The sequence below is a fragment of the Nonomuraea pusilla genome, from assembly GCF_900109355.1.
Taxonomy (GTDB): domain Bacteria; phylum Actinomycetota; class Actinomycetes; order Streptosporangiales; family Streptosporangiaceae; genus Nonomuraea; species Nonomuraea pusilla.
In genome coordinates this window covers 37,895-53,197 of sequence record NZ_FOBF01000010.1, presented here as the reverse complement: position 1 = coordinate 53,197, position 15,303 = coordinate 37,895, and the positions used below count along the sequence as shown (strand labels likewise).

13 protein-coding genes are annotated in these 15,303 nt (G+C 73.4%); 12 read left to right on the top strand and 1 reads right to left on the bottom strand.

Annotated elements, in window-relative coordinates; all coding sequences use genetic code 11:
* Positions 1–238: 238 nt before the first annotated feature.
* The 9 genes from BMX74_RS21440 (at position 239) to BMX74_RS21400 (ending at position 10,627) form a co-directional block, all read left to right on the top strand.
* Positions 239–1,633, top strand: coding sequence for an extracellular solute-binding protein (locus BMX74_RS21440; protein ID WP_055507307.1), 1,395 nt, complete (start codon positions 239–241; stop codon positions 1,631–1,633).
* Complete coding sequence (locus BMX74_RS21435; RefSeq protein ID WP_091102371.1) at positions 1,608–2,540, top strand: carbohydrate ABC transporter permease; 933 nt, start codon at positions 1,608–1,610, stop codon at positions 2,538–2,540. Before BMX74_RS21440 ends, BMX74_RS21435 begins: the two co-directional genes overlap by 26 nt.
* A complete protein-coding gene (locus BMX74_RS21430) occupies positions 2,537–3,391 on the top strand; it encodes a carbohydrate ABC transporter permease (protein WP_091102370.1) in 855 nt (284 codons plus the stop codon). Before BMX74_RS21435 ends, BMX74_RS21430 begins: the two co-directional genes overlap by 4 nt.
* On the top strand, positions 3,391–4,455 hold the full coding sequence (locus tag BMX74_RS21425) for an ABC transporter ATP-binding protein (RefSeq protein WP_055507313.1): 1,065 nt from the start codon (positions 3,391–3,393) through the stop codon (positions 4,453–4,455). Before BMX74_RS21430 ends, BMX74_RS21425 begins: the two co-directional genes overlap by 1 nt.
* Positions 4,452–5,636 carry a CehA/McbA family metallohydrolase gene (locus tag BMX74_RS21420; RefSeq protein WP_091102367.1) on the top strand — a complete coding sequence of 395 codons (1,185 nt, stop codon included), beginning with the start codon at positions 4,452–4,454 and terminating at the stop codon, positions 5,634–5,636. The genes BMX74_RS21425 and BMX74_RS21420 overlap by 4 nt, the downstream gene beginning before the upstream one ends.
* Positions 5,633–6,535, top strand: a complete 903-nt coding sequence (locus tag BMX74_RS21415) for a TIM barrel protein (protein ID WP_091102365.1) — start codon at positions 5,633–5,635, stop codon at positions 6,533–6,535. The genes BMX74_RS21420 and BMX74_RS21415 overlap by 4 nt, the downstream gene beginning before the upstream one ends.
* Positions 6,532–7,611: a Gfo/Idh/MocA family protein gene (locus BMX74_RS21410; RefSeq protein ID WP_055507317.1), complete on the top strand. Its 1,080-nt coding sequence runs from the start codon at positions 6,532–6,534 to the stop codon at positions 7,609–7,611. Before BMX74_RS21415 ends, BMX74_RS21410 begins: the two co-directional genes overlap by 4 nt.
* On the top strand, positions 7,608–10,301 hold the full coding sequence (locus BMX74_RS21405) for a glycoside hydrolase family 38 N-terminal domain-containing protein (RefSeq protein WP_091102362.1): 2,694 nt from the start codon (positions 7,608–7,610) through the stop codon (positions 10,299–10,301). Before BMX74_RS21410 ends, BMX74_RS21405 begins: the two co-directional genes overlap by 4 nt.
* A gap of 98 nt (positions 10,302–10,399) precedes the next feature.
* Positions 10,400–10,627: a hypothetical protein gene (locus tag BMX74_RS21400; RefSeq protein WP_055507321.1), complete on the top strand. Its 228-nt coding sequence runs from the start codon at positions 10,400–10,402 to the stop codon at positions 10,625–10,627.
* A 16-nt stretch (positions 10,628–10,643) separates the two neighbouring features.
* Here BMX74_RS21400 and BMX74_RS21395 read toward each other — a convergent pair whose 3' ends face one another.
* On the bottom strand, positions 10,644–12,131 hold the full coding sequence (locus BMX74_RS21395) for a PucR family transcriptional regulator (RefSeq protein ID WP_236715039.1): 1,488 nt from the start codon (positions 12,129–12,131) through the stop codon (positions 10,644–10,646).
* A 69-nt stretch (positions 12,132–12,200) separates the two neighbouring features.
* On the opposite strand from BMX74_RS21395, the gene speB reads away from it, so the two are divergent.
* The 3 genes from speB to BMX74_RS21380 are packed head-to-tail and all read left to right on the top strand — an operon-like array spanning position 12,201 to position 15,291.
* Positions 12,201–13,133 carry an agmatinase gene (gene speB, locus BMX74_RS21390; RefSeq protein ID WP_055507325.1) on the top strand — a complete coding sequence of 311 codons (933 nt, stop codon included), beginning with the start codon at positions 12,201–12,203 and terminating at the stop codon, positions 13,131–13,133.
* Positions 13,130–14,653, top strand: a complete 1,524-nt coding sequence (locus BMX74_RS21385; protein WP_091102357.1) for a purine-cytosine permease family protein — start codon at positions 13,130–13,132, stop codon at positions 14,651–14,653. Before speB ends, BMX74_RS21385 begins: the two co-directional genes overlap by 4 nt.
* Complete coding sequence (locus BMX74_RS21380) at positions 14,653–15,291, top strand: cyclase family protein (protein ID WP_091102355.1); 639 nt, start codon at positions 14,653–14,655, stop codon at positions 15,289–15,291. The genes BMX74_RS21385 and BMX74_RS21380 overlap by 1 nt, the downstream gene beginning before the upstream one ends.
* Positions 15,292–15,303 lie beyond the last annotated feature (12 nt).

Sequence of the window (15,303 nt, the reverse complement as noted above, 5' to 3'; positions counted from 1 at the left end):
GCCTAAGACACTATGGCATATTGTCATGACATATGGATGTCCGCTATGTAGCTGAATGTGCCCTGGCCGAAACCCGGGGCGCGCGCGGCAGGTGGACCGGAATCGCCGGACCTGCTCCTGGCGGGCGAAACCGCAGCTCGCGGGCTTGTTCCCCAGTGTATGCAGAGCTTTACGTCATCTACATGTCATGACATATTGGCCTATGGCTTTACCTCCCTTTTGGACATGGAGGATATGCATGGCATCACGGAAGCGGTCGATCGGAGTGATCGCGGTGGTCGCCGCGACGGGTCTCGGGCTCTCCGCCTGCGGCCAGTCGTCCGGCGGGGCCGGCGGCGGCGCCGTCGAGCTGACGATCACGCAGAACGCCATCGCGGGCGGCAAGAACGCCGTGTCGGCCGAGCACATCGCCAACTGGGTGATCCCCACGTTCGAGGCGGCCCAGAAGGCCAAGGGCAAGGACGTCAAGGTCAAGTTCATTCCCAGCGGCGTGGACGACGAGCAGTACAAGACCAAGCTCTCCCTCGACCTCAAGTCAGGCAAGGGCGCCGACGTGATCGACATCGACGGCATCTGGGCCGGCGAGTTCGCCCAGGCGGGCTACATCAAGCCGCTGGCCGAGGTCGTCGGCGCCGAGGCCGACACCTGGGAGGGCTGGTCGCAGATCCCCGACGCGGTGCAGGGCCTCGCCACCTACGACGGCAAGAAGTACGCCCTGCCCATCGGCACCGACGGCCGGGTGCTCTACTTCAACAAGACGCTCTTCCAGAAGGCCGGGCTGCCCGCCGACTGGCAGCCGAAGAGCTGGCAGGAGATCCTCGACGCGGGCGCGAAGCTCAAGTCGTCGGGCGTGCCCGTGCCGATCCAGATCAACGCCGGCACGGCGATGGGTGAGGCCACCACCATGCAGGGCGTGCTGCCGCTGCTCGCCGGCGCCGGCGCGGAGATCCAGAAGGACGGTAAGTGGACGGGCGCCGGCCAGGCGCTCAAGGACGTCCTCGGCCTCTACCAGAAGATCTACGGCGGCAGCGGGCTCGGCGACCCCAGGCTCCAGCAGGAGGCCAAGGGCCGCGACAAGTCGTTCCAGCAGTTCGCCCAGGGCAGGATCGGCATCCTCATGGAGGGCGACTACTTCTGGCGCGGCGTCGTCAACCCCAAGGACGGCGTGGCCAGGATGCCCGACCGCGACCAGAACGTCGGCTACGCCCTCATCCCCGCCATGGAGCCGGGCAAGGGCATCAGGGGCCAGGACTTCGTCAGCATGTCCGGCGGCGCCCTGCGCACCGTCAACCCCAACTCCAAGCACCCCAAGGAGGCGTTCGAGCTGCTCGCCTTCACGCTCTCGGCGGACGCGCTGAAGCAGGAGACCAAGGGCGGCAACGTCCGCGTCACCCCGCGCGGCGACGTCAACAAGGAGATCCTCGCCGGGGAGCCGCTGCTGACGTTCATCTCGGAGAAGGTGCTCCCGCTCACCGCCTACCGGCCGCCGGTGGCGATCTACCCGCAGGTGTCGGTGGCGCTGCAGGAGGCCACCGCGGCGGTCGCCGGAGGAACGCCGCCCGACCAGGCGGCGGCCGACTACCAGAAGAAGCTCGAAGGAATCGTCGGTGGCGCAGGCAACATCGCCTCCTGACGCCGCCCCCGGCGAGGACGCCCGAGCCCGCCGCCACAGCACCGACGCGGCGGGCCTCGGCAGGGTGCGCGCGGCCCTGTTCACCGCGCCCGCGCTGGCGCTCATCGCGGTGTTCCTCGTGTTCCCCGCGCTGTGGGTGCTCTACCTGGGGCTGACCACCTACCGCCTGACCGGCGCCGACGCGGCCGAACCCCAGTTCGTCGGCCTGGACAACTTCGTCGAGGCGCTGTGGGACCCCGCGTTCTGGGACTCCACCTGGCTGACCGTCGAGTTCGTGCTCGGCTCGGCCGTCGTCGGGCAGGTCGGGCTCGGCTTCACGATCGCCTGGCTGCTGCGCGACCGGCGCGGCCCGCTCAAGCGGCTCGTCGAGGGGCTCGTCATCCTGGCGTGGATCCTGCCCAGCGCCGTGGTGTCGTTCCTGTGGGTGGCGCTGCTCGACCGCGACAGCGGCACGCTGAACGCGCTGCTCGGCATCCCCGGCTTCCCCTGGCTGCTCGACCACCCGATGCTGTCGATCGTCGTCTTCAACACCTGGCGCGGCACCGCGTTCTCGATGATGCTCTACGGCGCCGCCCTCGGGAACGTGCCGCCCTCGCACCTGGAGAGCGCGAGGCTCGCGGGGGCGACCGGCTGGCAGCAGCTCAGGGACGTCGTCTTCCCGCACATCAAGGGCCACGTCCTGACGAACCTGCTGCTCATCAGCCTGTGGACGTTCAACGACTTCACCCCGTTCATGCTGACCGCGGGCGGGCCCGACGGCAGGTCCGAGGTGCTGGCCGTGCACGTCTACAAGGTCGCCGTGCAGAGCGGCGAGCTGGGCTACGGCGCCGCCCTGTCCACGATCATCCTGCTGATCAACCTGGTCGTGGCGGTCTTCTACCTGCGGCTGCTCAGGAGCAAGAGATGATCCGCTTCGTCCTCGGCCGGATCGGCTTCTACGCGCTCGTCGCGGTGGTGCTGGCGTTCTTCACCCTGCCGCTCCTCTGGCTGGTCACCGCGCCCTTCACCGCCGACCCGACGTACGAGGTGCGCGTCCCGCTGCCCGGCGGCGGGCGGGGGGACGGCGGCACCGCCGCCTTCACCTGGGACAACTTCCGCGCCGTGCTGGAGCACCCGTACGCGCTGCCGTCGCTGTACAACTCGGTGCTGCTGTCGGCCGGCACGGCCGCGCTGGTGGTGCTCCTCGCGGCGCTGGCGGCCTACGCGCTCAGCCGCGTGCGCCTGCCCGGCCGTGACGCGCTCCTCTACGTGCTGCTGCTGCTGTCGTCCATCATCACGGGCACGGCGGCCATCGTGCCGCTCTTCCAGCTCGCGGTGGAGCTCGACCTCATCGACTCGCGGCTCGGGCTCGTGCTGATCCTGACCGGCGGCCTGCTGCCCGCCGCGATCTTCATGCTGAAGGACTTCATGGACTCCACGCCGAAGTCGTACGAGGAGTCGGCGCGGGTCTTCGGGGCCTCGCCGCTGCAGATCGTCCGGCACGTCGTGGTCCCGCTGGTGCGTCCTGGGCTGGCGACGATCGCGGTGTGGGCGGTGGCGAACGTGTGGGGGAACTTCCTCATGCCGTACCTGCTGCTCAGCGACGTGGAGAAGCAGCCCGCGGCGGTGATCACGTACACGCTCTACACCGAGGGCGGGCAGGCGAACCTGCGGCTGCTGTCCACGTTCGGCCTGCTCTACTCGGTCCCTGTGGTGCTCATGTACCTGTTCGTCAGCAAAAAGTACGGCTTCCGGTTCCACGGAGGGATCAAGCGGTAATGGCGGCAATCGAACTACGCGGGCTGACCAAGGTCTACCCGGGGGGCGTGACCGCGCTCGACGCGCTCGACCTGGTCGTCCCCGACGGCGAGTTCTTCGCCCTGCTCGGCCCGTCCGGCTGCGGCAAGACCACGCTGCTGCGCACGATCGCCGGCCTGGAGGCGGCCACCGGCGGAGCCGTGGTCATCGGCGGCAGGGACGTCACCGGGGTCCAGCCGGGCGAGCGCGACGTCGCCATGGTCTTCCAGGACTACGCGCTGTTCCCGCACATGGACGTCGCCGACAACATCGCGTACCCCTTACGCATCAAGAAGGTGCCCAAGGGGGCGCGGCGCGGGAAGGCGGCCGAGGTGGGCGCCAGGCTCGGCCTCGACGGGCTCATGGACCGGCGGCCGGGCCAGCTCTCCGGCGGGCAGCAGCAGCGCGTGGCGCTGGCCCGCGTGATGGCGACGCAGGCGCAGGCGTTCCTGTTCGACGAGCCGCTGTCCAACCTCGACGCCCGGCTCCGCCTGGAGGCCAGGACGTTCCTCAAGAAGCTCCAGCGCGAACTCGGCGTCACCACCGTCTTCGTCACCCACGACCAGGCCGAGGCGCTGGCCATGGCCGACAGGATGGCGGTGATGGAGGCGGGGCACATCCGGCAGATCGGCACGCCGGCCGAGGTGTTCCAGCGGCCCGCCAACACCTTCGTCGCCGCGTTCATCGGATCGACTCCCATGAACCTGCTCGACGCGACCGTCCGCGGTGACACGCTGGAGGTGGCGGGGTGCAAGGTCCCCGTCCCCGCCTCGGCGGAGGGCAGGCTGCAGGACGGGGAGAGGCTCGTGTACGGCGTCCGGCCCGAGTACATGGCGTACTCGGACGGGCCCGCCGACGCCGCACTGGCGGGAAAGGTGGCCATCGTGGAGAACCTGGGCGCGTCCTACCTGGTGACGCTGGACGTCGGCGACGTGGCCGTGCAGGCGGTCGTCCCCGAGGGCAGGGAGCCCGCTGTCGGCTCCGACGGCCACGCCGTGCCCCGCCGCGACCGCGCGCTCGTCTACCGGGACGGTGAGCTCGTGTGAGAGGCCACTGGAGCCTGGACGACAGGCTGGAGCGCACGCTGCGCGAGGTGCCGTTCGAGGTGCCGGCGGGCACCCGCGCGGTGACCGTGCGGCTCGGCCACGACCGCTCACGAGGGGTGATCGACCTCGGCTGCGCATCGCCGGCGGGGTTCCGCGGCTGGTCGGGCGGCGCCCGCGACGAGTACACCATCACGGCGCGCTGGGCGACGCCCGGCTACCTGCCGGGCGAGCCGGAGCCGGGGACGTGGCACGTCTGGCTGCGCCTGCACCGGATCCCGCCTGAGGGCCTCGACTACACGCTCGACGTGACCTGCTCGCCCGTCGCGCCGCCGGAGCCGCCGGCGCCGCCGGAAGGGCCGCCGGCGGGCGACCGGCCGCCCCGCCGCGACATCCCGGACGTGGAGGGCCTGCGCTGGTTCGCCGGCGACTTCCACGCCCACACCGTCCACAGCGACGGCGGCCTCACCGTCGGCGAGCTCGCCGGGCTGGCCCGCGCGCGCGGGCTCGACTTCCTCGCCGTCACCGACCACAACACCGTCAGCCACCACCCCTGGCTGGCCGCCGCCGACCACGGCATCACGCTCATCCCCGGCCAGGAGGTCACCACCGACCGCGGCCACGCCAACGTGTTCGGCGACGTCGGCTGGGTGGACTTCCGTGAGCCCGCCGACTCCTGGGTCGAGCACGCCGAGCGCGCGGGCGGGCTGATCTCGATCAACCACCCGCTGGGCGGCGACTGCGCGTGGCTGCTGCCCCTCACCCGCCGCCCCAGGGTGGCCGAGGTGTGGAGCTCCGGCTGGTGGGACCGCCGCTGGGGCGCGCCGCTCGCCTGGGCCGACGCCTGGCGCGACGACGTGATCGCGATCGGCGGCAGCGACTTCCACCGGCACGGAAGCGACGGCCTGCCCGGCGCGCCGACGACCTGGGTGCTGGCCGAGGACGCCGGCCGCGTCCTCGACGGCGTGCGGGCGGGCCGCACCGCCGTCTCGGCGGGCCCAGACGCGCCGCTGCTGCTCAGACTCGGCGACGAGCTGCTCGCCCTGGACGCCGCCGGGCTCGTGCTGGTGCGTCCCGACGGCTCCCGCCAGGTCGTCCGCGGCGACCGCGCGCTGCTGCCCGCCGCGGACGGACCCCACCGCCTGGAGACCCACGACAACGAGGTGATGGCCCTGTGCGCATGAGATCAGCGGGCTCGTGGAAGGTCGCGGGCGCGCCCGTGAGCTTCGGGGTGTTCGAGCTGAGCGACGCGCCGCCGCCGCTGACCGCGGGCGAGCTGGTCGGGGCGCTGGCGCAGGCCGGGTACGACGGGGTCGACCTCGGCCCCCTCGGCTACCTCGGCACCGGCGGCGCGCTGGCGGAGCGGCTCGGTGGCCTGCTGCTGGCCGGAGGCTGGGCCGACCTGCGCTACGGCGACGAGGAGGCGTTCCGCGCCGGCCTGCCGGCGCTGGAGGCCACCCTGGACGTGTTCGCCGCCGCCCCCGCCGCGCCGCCGCACCTGGCCCCGAGGCCCACGCTCGGCTGCTCGGGCTCGCCCGAGCGGTTCGCCAGGCCGGGGGCGGGCGTGCCGGGGCTGGGCGCGTCCGCGTGGCCGGCCTACGCCGCGCGCGTGCAGGAGGCGGCCGACCGCTGCAGGGAGCGCGGCTTCGAGCCCGCCTTCCACCACCACCTCGGCACGTACGTCGAGACGCCGCAGGACGTCGAGCGGCTGCTGGAGCTGACCGACGTGGCGCTCTGCCTGGACACCGGCCACCTGCTGCTGGCCGGCGGCGACCCGGTGGCGGCGCTGCGCGACTGGGCGGGCCGGGTCGGGCACGTCCACGTCAAGGACGCCGACAGGGGCGTCCACGCGCGCGCCCTCGACGACGGCGCCGACCTGCGCGAGCTGATGGGCAGGGGCGGCTTCGCCCCGCTGGGCGGGGGCGAGCTCGACCTGCCCGGCGTCGTGCGCGCCCTCGACGAGATCGACTACCGGGGCTGGATCGTCATCGAGCAGGACACGCTGCCAGGCCGCCGCACGGTGGCGCAGAACGTCGCCGACCAGGCGGCCAACCGCGAGAAGCTGAGGGAACTGGGACTGTGAAGATCGCGCTTGTCGGGTGCGGCGCCGTCACGCAGGCGGTGTACGTGCCGCTGCTGTCGAGACGCCGCGACCTGTTCGAGGTGACCGCCGTGTGCGACCTGTCGCGCGCGCTCGCCGACGCCGTGGGCGACCGGCTCGGCGCCGCCGGACGGTTCACCTCGCTGGAGGCCATGCTCGCCGCCGGAGGGTTCGAGGCGGTCGTCGTGCTGGCCTCGGGCTCGCACGGCGACGCGGTGCGGCGCGCGCTCGCCGCCGGGTACGCCGTCCTGTGCGAGAAGCCGCTCGCGCTGACCAGGGCGGAGGTGGCGGCGCTGCCCGAGGGCCGGCTCATGGTCGGCTACATGAAGCAGTACGACCCCGCGGTGCGCAGGGCGGCGGCGCTCCTCGGCGAGCTGGGCGGGCCGGAGGCGATCCGGTCGGTGGAGGTGACCGTGCTGCACCCGAGCGGGGAGTCGCAGCTCGCCTTCGCCAACCTGGTCAGGGCGGCCGACGTGGAGCCTGGCACGCTCGCGGCGCTGCGGGCGGAGGAGGACACACTGGTGTCGCGGGCGCTGGGGGAGGAGGCGACGGAGCGGGTGCGGGCGCTGTACGGCGTGACCCTCGGCTCGATCTGCCATGACTTCTCGCTGCTGCGCCGCTTCACCGGGTCGCCCGCCGAGATCTCGTACGTCGAGACCTGGGGCGAGACGCCCGGCTCCGTCGAGATCTCCGGGCCGCTGCCCGCCGCCGGCCGGTTCTCCGTCCGCTGGCACTACCTGGAGGACTACCCCGCCTACCGCGAGACCGTGGCCGTCCACCACGACCGGGGGTCGCTGGAGCTCGTCTTCCCCTCGCCGTACCTGATGAACGCGCCCACCCTGCTCACCGTCGTGTCCGGCGGCGAGGCGCGCACCGAGTGGCGCGACGTGACCGAGGCGTTCGAGGTGCAGCTCGCCGCCTTCCACGCGTACGTCACCAGGGGCGAGCCCCCGCTCACCGGCGTCGAAGGGGCGCTGGAGGACGTCGTCACCGCCCAGCGCGTCGCCGCCCGCTACGCCGTCCTGCACGGCCTGCCCATCGGAGGTGAGGCGGCGTGACCGCCGAGATCGTCGTCGTCCCGCACACCCACTGGGACCGCGAGTGGTACGAGCCGTTCCAGCGCTTCAGGCTGCGGCTGGTCGCGCTGCTCGACGAGGTGCTCGACACGATGGAGCGCGAGCCCGGCTACCACTTCACCCTCGACGGGCAGCTGGCCTGCGTCGACGACTACCTGGAGGTGCGGCCGGAGCAGCGCGACCGCGTCGCCGCCCTGGTCGAGTCGGGACGGCTGGCCGTGGGGCCCTGGCAGATCCTGCTCGACGAGTTCCTGTGCTCGGGCGAGACCATCGTCCGCAACCTCGAACTGGGCATGGACCGCGCCGACAAGCTGGGCGGCGCGATGCCCGTGGGGTACCTGCCCGACATGTTCGGCCACACCGCGCAGATGCCGCAGATCCTGCGGCGGGCCGGGCTGCCGCACGCCTGCGTCTACCGGGGCGTGCCGTCCTCGGTCACCACCGACGCGTTCGCCTGGGTGGCGCCCGACGGCACCGCTATAAGCACCCGGTACCTACCGGAAGGCGGGTACGGCAACGGCGCCCACCTGTTCGAGGACCCCGCCCGCGTGCGGGAGCGGGGGGCGGAGTTCGCCCGCAGGATGCGCGCCTGGCACGGCCAGGAAGGGCCGCTGCTCGCGATGTACGGCACCGACCACTCGGCGCCCGTGGCCGGCCTGCCCGAGATGGTGGCCGCGCTGGACGCCCGCATGGACACCCTGTCCGGATACCTCCGAGCGCAGCCGGCCGACGTGGAGGCACTGCCGCGCGTCCACGGCGAGCTGCGCTCCCACGCCCGCGCCAACATCCTGCCCGGCGTCGTCTCCGTCCGCGCCCACCTCAAACAGGCCATGGGCAGGGCCGAGCGCATGGTCGAACGCTACGCCGAACCGCTCGCCGCCCTCTGGGGCGGCGCGTGGCCCGGCCGCTTCCTCGACATGGCCTGGTGGCGCCTCGTCGACGCCAGCGGCCACGACTCCGTCACCGGCTGCGGCGTCGACGACACCGCCCAGCAGGTCGCCGCCCGCATCGCCGAGGCCGAGCACCTCGGGCAGGCCGTACGCGACATGGTGACCGCCCGGCTCGCCGCGTCCGTGCCGTCCGGCGGCGTGCTCGTCGTCAACCCCACCCCCGCCCGCCGCCGCGGCGTCGTCGTCGTGGACGTCGCCGGCTCCGACCCCCTGGTCGGCCCCTCCGGCGCCACCCTGCCCGCCCAGCCCCTCGAGTACGCCCCCACGCTGCTGCTCGACGAGGAGATGGACGGCGCCACCGCCCTCACCTTCGTCCACGGCACCGAGCTGTACGGGCAGCACGTCACCGGCTGGACCGTCCAGGACGGCACCCTGACGTTCACCGTGGCCCGCGAGCCGTCCAACGCGTTCGACGTCGCCGGACTGCGCGGCAGGATCGACGGCGTCACCCGCGTCCGCATCGTCGCCGAACCCCGCCGCACCGTCGCCGTCCTCGCCGACGTGCCGCCGCTCGGTCACACCGGCCTGCGGCCCGTCGCAGGGGCGGCCCGCGCCGCCGGGCTGCCGCACGGGCTCGCCCCCGTACGCGGCGACGACCTGGCGCTCGACAACGGCCTGCTGCGGGTCGAGGTCGCGCCCGACGGCACCCTCTCGCTGCACGGCGGCGGCGTCACCGTGACCGGGGCCGCCCGCGTCGAGGACGGCGGCGACGTCGGCGACACCTACAACCACGCCCCTCCGGCCGAGGACCTGCTCGTGTCGGAACCGGAGTCCGTCGAGGTCGTCCCGGTCTGCTCTGGGCCGCTCGTGGCGGCGCTCGACGTGCGCCGCACGTACCACTGGCCCGCCGCCGGCGACGGCGTCGAGGGCACGCCCGAGCTCCCGGCGGCCCGCCGTACCGCGCGGACCGAGGAGATCGTCGTCGACACGCGGGTGGAGCTGCGGGCCGGGGAGCCGTTCGCGCGGCTGCTGGTCACGTTCGACAACCGCTGCTCCGACCACCGCGTGCGGCTGCACGTCCCGCTGCCGGAACGCGCGGACGTCTCGCACGCCGAGGGCCAGTTCGCCGTCGTCACGCGCGGGCTGAGCGCCGAGGGCGGCTGCGGCGAGACCCCGCTGCCCACCTTCCCCGCCTCCGCCTGGGTGGCCGCAGGGGGCGTGGCCGTCCTGCTGGAGCACGTCACGGAGTACGAACTGGCCGACGACGGGCGCGAGCTCGCGCTCACCCTGCTCCGCTGCGTCGGCTACCTGTCCCGCAACCGCAACGCGCTCAGGCCGGAACCCGCCGGCCCCCAGCTGCCCACCCCGGCCGCCCAGTCACGCGGCGTCCGGACGGTGAGCCTCGCCCTCATGCCGTACGCGCCGCCCGAGCCGGGGAACTGGGCGGCCGTGCTGGAGGCGGCGGAGACGTTCAGGCACGACCTGCTGGCCGTGCCCGGCCTGGGCCCGCGCGACCTGCCCCTGCCGCCCGAGGCGGCGGGCCTGTCGGTGCGGGGCGACGGGGTGACGATGACGTCGCTGCGCATGCGCGACGACCGCACGGAGCTGCGCCTGGTCGCCATGACCGGCACCCCCACGGAGGCCGTCGTCGAGGGCCGCTTCACCGCCGCCCGCCACGCCGACCTCCGCGGCCGCCCCGGCGCCCCCGTCCCGGTCACGGACGGCACCCTCCGCCTCCCCCTGGACCCCTGGGAGATCGCCACGATCCAGTTGGAGAACTGAGGGTGATGGCCGCGGCAAGCTGGGCGTCATCGCGGAGGTCCAGCGCGGGGAGGACGACCGCAGGCACGGATCCGGCCCAGAAGGAAATGAGTCGACTCATGGCCACCGAGACCTACCTCTACCAGAGCGAGTACGCCCGCAGTCTGATCGCCAAAGGCGAGGTCAGGGGCGAGGCTGAATCCGTGTTGAAGTTGCTGTCGATGCGGGGGATCCCCGTGTCCGACGATGCGCGTGAGCGGGTCCTGAGCTGCGGTGACGTGGCCACCCTCGACGCGTGGCTGCAGCGGGCGATCGTCGTGGAGTCGGCCGAGGAGCTCTTCGCGTGACCGGGACGGCCCCGGGTCAGGGGCCGTGGAGGCCGAGGTGGCGGGCGGCGCGGACGGCGAGCCAGACCTCGGCGAAGGAGGCGCTCGACGTCAGGTCGCGGCCGGTCAGGGCGGCGAAGCGGCGCAGGCGGTAGGCCAGGGTGTTGGGGTGGACGTGCAGGGCGGCCGCCGCCTGCTCCATGTGGCGGTCGCGCTCCATCCAGGTGCGCACCGAGGTGAGCAGGTGCGAGTCGTGCCGCCGGTCGTAGGCGAGCACCTCGCCGAGCACGTGCTCCACGAGGGCGCCGAGCACGGCGGGGTCGTCGGGCAGCCAGCGGCCGGCGGTGTCCTCGCCGTAATGGGCGAGCGTCCTGCCGGTCTCCGCGGCGTGCGTGGCGGCCCAGCCGGCCTCGCGCTGCGGCACCCGCAGCGACTCGCCCGGAGGGAAGGGGCGGCTGACGCCGGCGCTGACGCCCGGCACGTCGGCGACGGGCCCCGCCGCGACCGCCCCGGCCAGCGCGGGCGGCCCCAGCAGGTAGTGGTCGTCGCCCCGGCGCAGGATGAGGTGCGGCTGGCCGCCGAGCGCGCGGCGCAGCGCCTCGTCCGGCGCGTCGCGGACGACGAGCAGCACGAGGTCGCCGTCCATGGGCAGGCCCATCCTCGACAGGCGGCGGCGGGCGACGGCCGGGTCGAGGACGTCCTGCAGCAGCTCGGCCAGCGTCTCGGCGCCCTCGCGGCGCAGGGTCTCGCGTTCGTGGCGGGCCATGGCGACCTGCAGGGCGGCCACGGTGGCGATGTGCTGGACGACGGCCAGACCGGCGGGCCTTGCGCCCTCGCGTTCGAAGGCGACGAGGAGGCCGGCGGGCCCGCCCGGCGCCGACACCGGCAGGACGAACCCGCCGGGGATCGTCGGCGGGGCGTCGGGCCCGGCGGGCAGCACGTGGGCCAGCACGTCCGCGGCCGGCACGGGCACGCCGGGCAGCAGCGGGCGGCCCTGCGGCGTGCACAGGAACACGTCGTACCCTGAGAGGCGTTCCAGCCGTTTGAACAGCGTCGCCGTGTCGAGGTCCTCGGCGGCGAGCCAGCGCAGCGCGCCGAAGACCTGGAGCTGGGCGGCCAGCCGGTGGCTGGAGTCCTCGCGCAGGGCCGCCGCCACCTCCTGCGAGATGGCGATGAACGGCACCGCCAGCGGCACCTCCAGCACGGGCATGCCGCGTTCCTCCGCCGCGTCGTAGAAGGCCCGGTGGAGGGGCGGGACGTGGAGCTGGGCCGACAGCGCGAGCGCGGAGACGCCGGCGTCGTCGAGGCGTTCCAGGTAGGCCCGCTGGCGGGCGGCGCCGCGGGGGATCCCGATGCCGGTCGTCATGATCACCTCGGCGCCGAGCAGCCACGGCGTGGGGTCGTCCAGCTCGCTCACGTGGGCCCAGGACACCGAGCGGCCCAGCCCGGCCTCGCCCGCGAGCAGGCGGAGCTGGAGCGCGGGGGAGCGGAGCAGGTCCTCGACCGTCATCTTGTGGTCAGCCACAACACACACCGTATTACTTTGGGGGAGCAACAATTGCCGCAGGTCAGAGGCGTGACGAACACTGACGCCATGCCTATCGGTCCCGTCGACTCCAGCAAGGTCCCGCGCTTCGCCGGGCCCGCCACCTTCGCCAGGCTGCCCCGCATCGACCAGGTCGAGCGGTGCGACGTGGCGGTCGTGGGCGTGCCCTTCGACGCCGGGGTGTCGTACCGTCCTGGCGCCAGGTTCGGCCCCGCCGCGGTCAGGGAGGCGTCCCGGCTGCTGCGGCCCTACCACCCGGGGCTGGACGTCTCACCGTTCGAGCGGGTGCAGGTCGCCGACGCCGGCGACATCGTGGCGAACCCGTTCGACATCGGCGCGGCGATCGAGAGCATCGAGGAGGCGGCGGGCGCGATCGACGCGAGGCTCGTCACCATCGGCGGCGACCACACCATCGCGCTGCCGCTGCTGCGCGCCGCCGCGCGCAGGCACGGGCCGCTGGCGCTGCTGCACTTCGACGCGCACCTCGACACCTGGGACACCTACTTCGGCGCCGAGTACACGCACGGCACCCCGTTCCGGCGGGCCGTCGAGGAGGGCCTGCTCGACACCGAGGCGGTCGGCCACGTCGGCACCAGAGGCCCCCTGTACGGCAGGAAGGACCTGGACGACGACCGCCGGCTCGGGTTCGGCATCGTGACGGCGGCCGACGTGCTGCGGCGCGGCCTCGACGAGGTGATCGACGCGCTGCGGCAGCGGGTCGGCGACCGCCCGCTGTACGTGTCGGTGGACATCGACGTGCTCGACCCCGCCCACGCCCCCGGCACGGGAACCCCTGAGGCGGGCGGGCTGACCAGCCGCGAGCTGCTGGAGATCCTGCGCGGCCTCGCCGGCTGCGACCTGGTGGGCGCCGACGTCGTGGAGGTGTCCCCCGCCTACGACCACGCCGACATCACCTCGATCGCCGCCTCCCACGTGGCCTACGACCTCGTCAGCCTGCTGGCGATGCAGGAGAAGACATGAGCGACAGCATCACCGAGATCGAGACCTACGGCGTCGAGCGCATCCCCGACGCCGACCGCACCGCCCGCCCGCTGGACCTGTTCCGCGTCGCGTTCGGCGGCGCGAACACGTTCGCGACCTGCGTCCTCGGGGCGTTCCCCATCCTGTTCGGCCTGTCGTTCTGGCAGGGGCTCGCCGCGACGGTGCTCGGCCTGGTCACCGGCGCGCTGATCCTGGCCCCGCTGGCCCTGTTCGGCCCGCTGAACGGCACCAACAACGCCGTCTCCTCCTCCGCCCACCTGGGCGTGCACGGCAGGGTCGTCGGCTCGTTCCTGTCGCTGCTGACGGCCGTCGCGTTCTTCTCGATCTCGGTGTGGTCGTCGGGCGACGCCCTGGTGGGCGGCGCGCACCGGCTGGTGGGCCTGCCGGACTCCGACCTGTCGTACGCCGTGGCGTACGCGCTGTTCGCGGTGCTGGTGCTCGTGGTCTGCGTGTACGGCTTCCGCTTCATGCTGTTCGTCAACAAGATCGCGGTGGCGGCGGCGTCGCTGCTGTTCGTGCTGGGAGCGTTCGCGTTCGCGGGCGACTTCGACCCGTCGTACGCGGGCACGCTGGCGCCGGGCGACCCGCTGTTCTGGCCGTCGTTCATCGGCGCGGCGCTGATCGTCCTGTCGAACCCGGTGTCGTTCGGCGCGTTCCTCGGCGACTGGTCGCGCTACATCCCGGCGAGCACGCCGCGTTCGCGGGTGGTGGCGGCGGCGTTCCTGTCGCAGATCGCCACGATCCTGCCGTTCTTCTTCGGCCTGGCCACCGCGTCGATCATCGCCGGCAAGGCGGCGCAGTACATGGACCCGGCCGCGCCGAACTACGTCGGCGGCCTGCTCGCGGTCTCGCCCGCGTGGTACTTCGTGCCGGTCTGCCTGCTCGCGCTGATCGGCGGCATGTCCACGGGCACGACCTCGCTGTACGGCACCGGCCTCGACTTCTCCAGCGTCTTCCCGCGCTTCTCCCGGGTGCAGGCGACGGTGTTCATCGGCACGCTGTCGATCCTCTTCATCTTCGCCGGGCGTTTCGCGGCCAATCTCACGCAGAGCATCTCGACGTTCGCCACACTGATCATCACCTGCACCGCGCCCTGGATGGTGATCATGGTGCTCGGCTACGTGACGCGCAGGGGCTGGTACGACCCCGACGCGCTCCAGGTGTTCAACCGGCGCCAGCGCGGCGGCCGCTACTGGTTCACGCACGGCTGGAACTGGCGCGGCATGACCGCCTGGCTGGCCTCGGCGGGCGTGGCGCTGATGTTCGTGAACCTGCCCGGCCAGTTCGTCGGCCCGCTCGGCGGCCTGGCGGGCGGCGTGGACGTGTCGCTGCCGCTGGGCCTGGCCGTCGCGGCGGTGCTCTACCTGGTGCTCCTGAACGCCTTCCCCGAGCCCCGCGAGGTGTACGGCCCGCGGGGGCCGCGCCTGGTGCGCGCCGCGGACACGCCGGTGCTGCCGATCGTGGACGCGGCCCGGCCCGTCGCGGAGCCGGCCGCCTGATGGAGCTGGTGGACCTGTCGGTGCCGGTCGAGACCGGGATGCCCGTCTATCCGGGCGATCCGGAGGTCTCGGTCGGCCCGGCGCTCACGGTCGCCCGCGACGGCGTCAACGTGCTGGCCCTGCATCTGGGGTCGCAGTCGGGCACGCACGTGGACGCGCCATACCACGTCGACGACCGGCTGCCGAGGCTGGACGAGCTGCCGCTGGAGCGTTTCGCGGGCCGGGCGACGGTGGTGGACGCGCGTGGTCTCGGGCCGCGCGCCCCGATCGGGCCCGCGGCGTTCGCGGCGGTCGAGGGCGGCATCGTGCTGGTCGCGACGGGCTGGTCGCGCCACTGGGGGAGCCCGGCGTACGAGGCGCACCCGTACCTGACGGAGGAGGCGGCGGCGCTGCTGGTGGAGCGCGGGGTGCGGACGGTGGGCGTCGACGCGCTGAGCGTGGACCCGACCCCGGCGGAGGACTTCCCCGCGCATCGCGTGCTGTGCGGCGCGCACGCGGTCATCGCGGAGAACCTGGCGAACCTCGGGCGGCTCGTGGAGGCCCAGGCGGCGGGCCTGGCGGTGGAGGTGTGGCTGATGCCGCTGCGGCTGAGGGGCGCCGACGGCGCGCCCGTGCGCGCCGTGGCCCGGCTGGGCTGAGCCTGGTCGGAG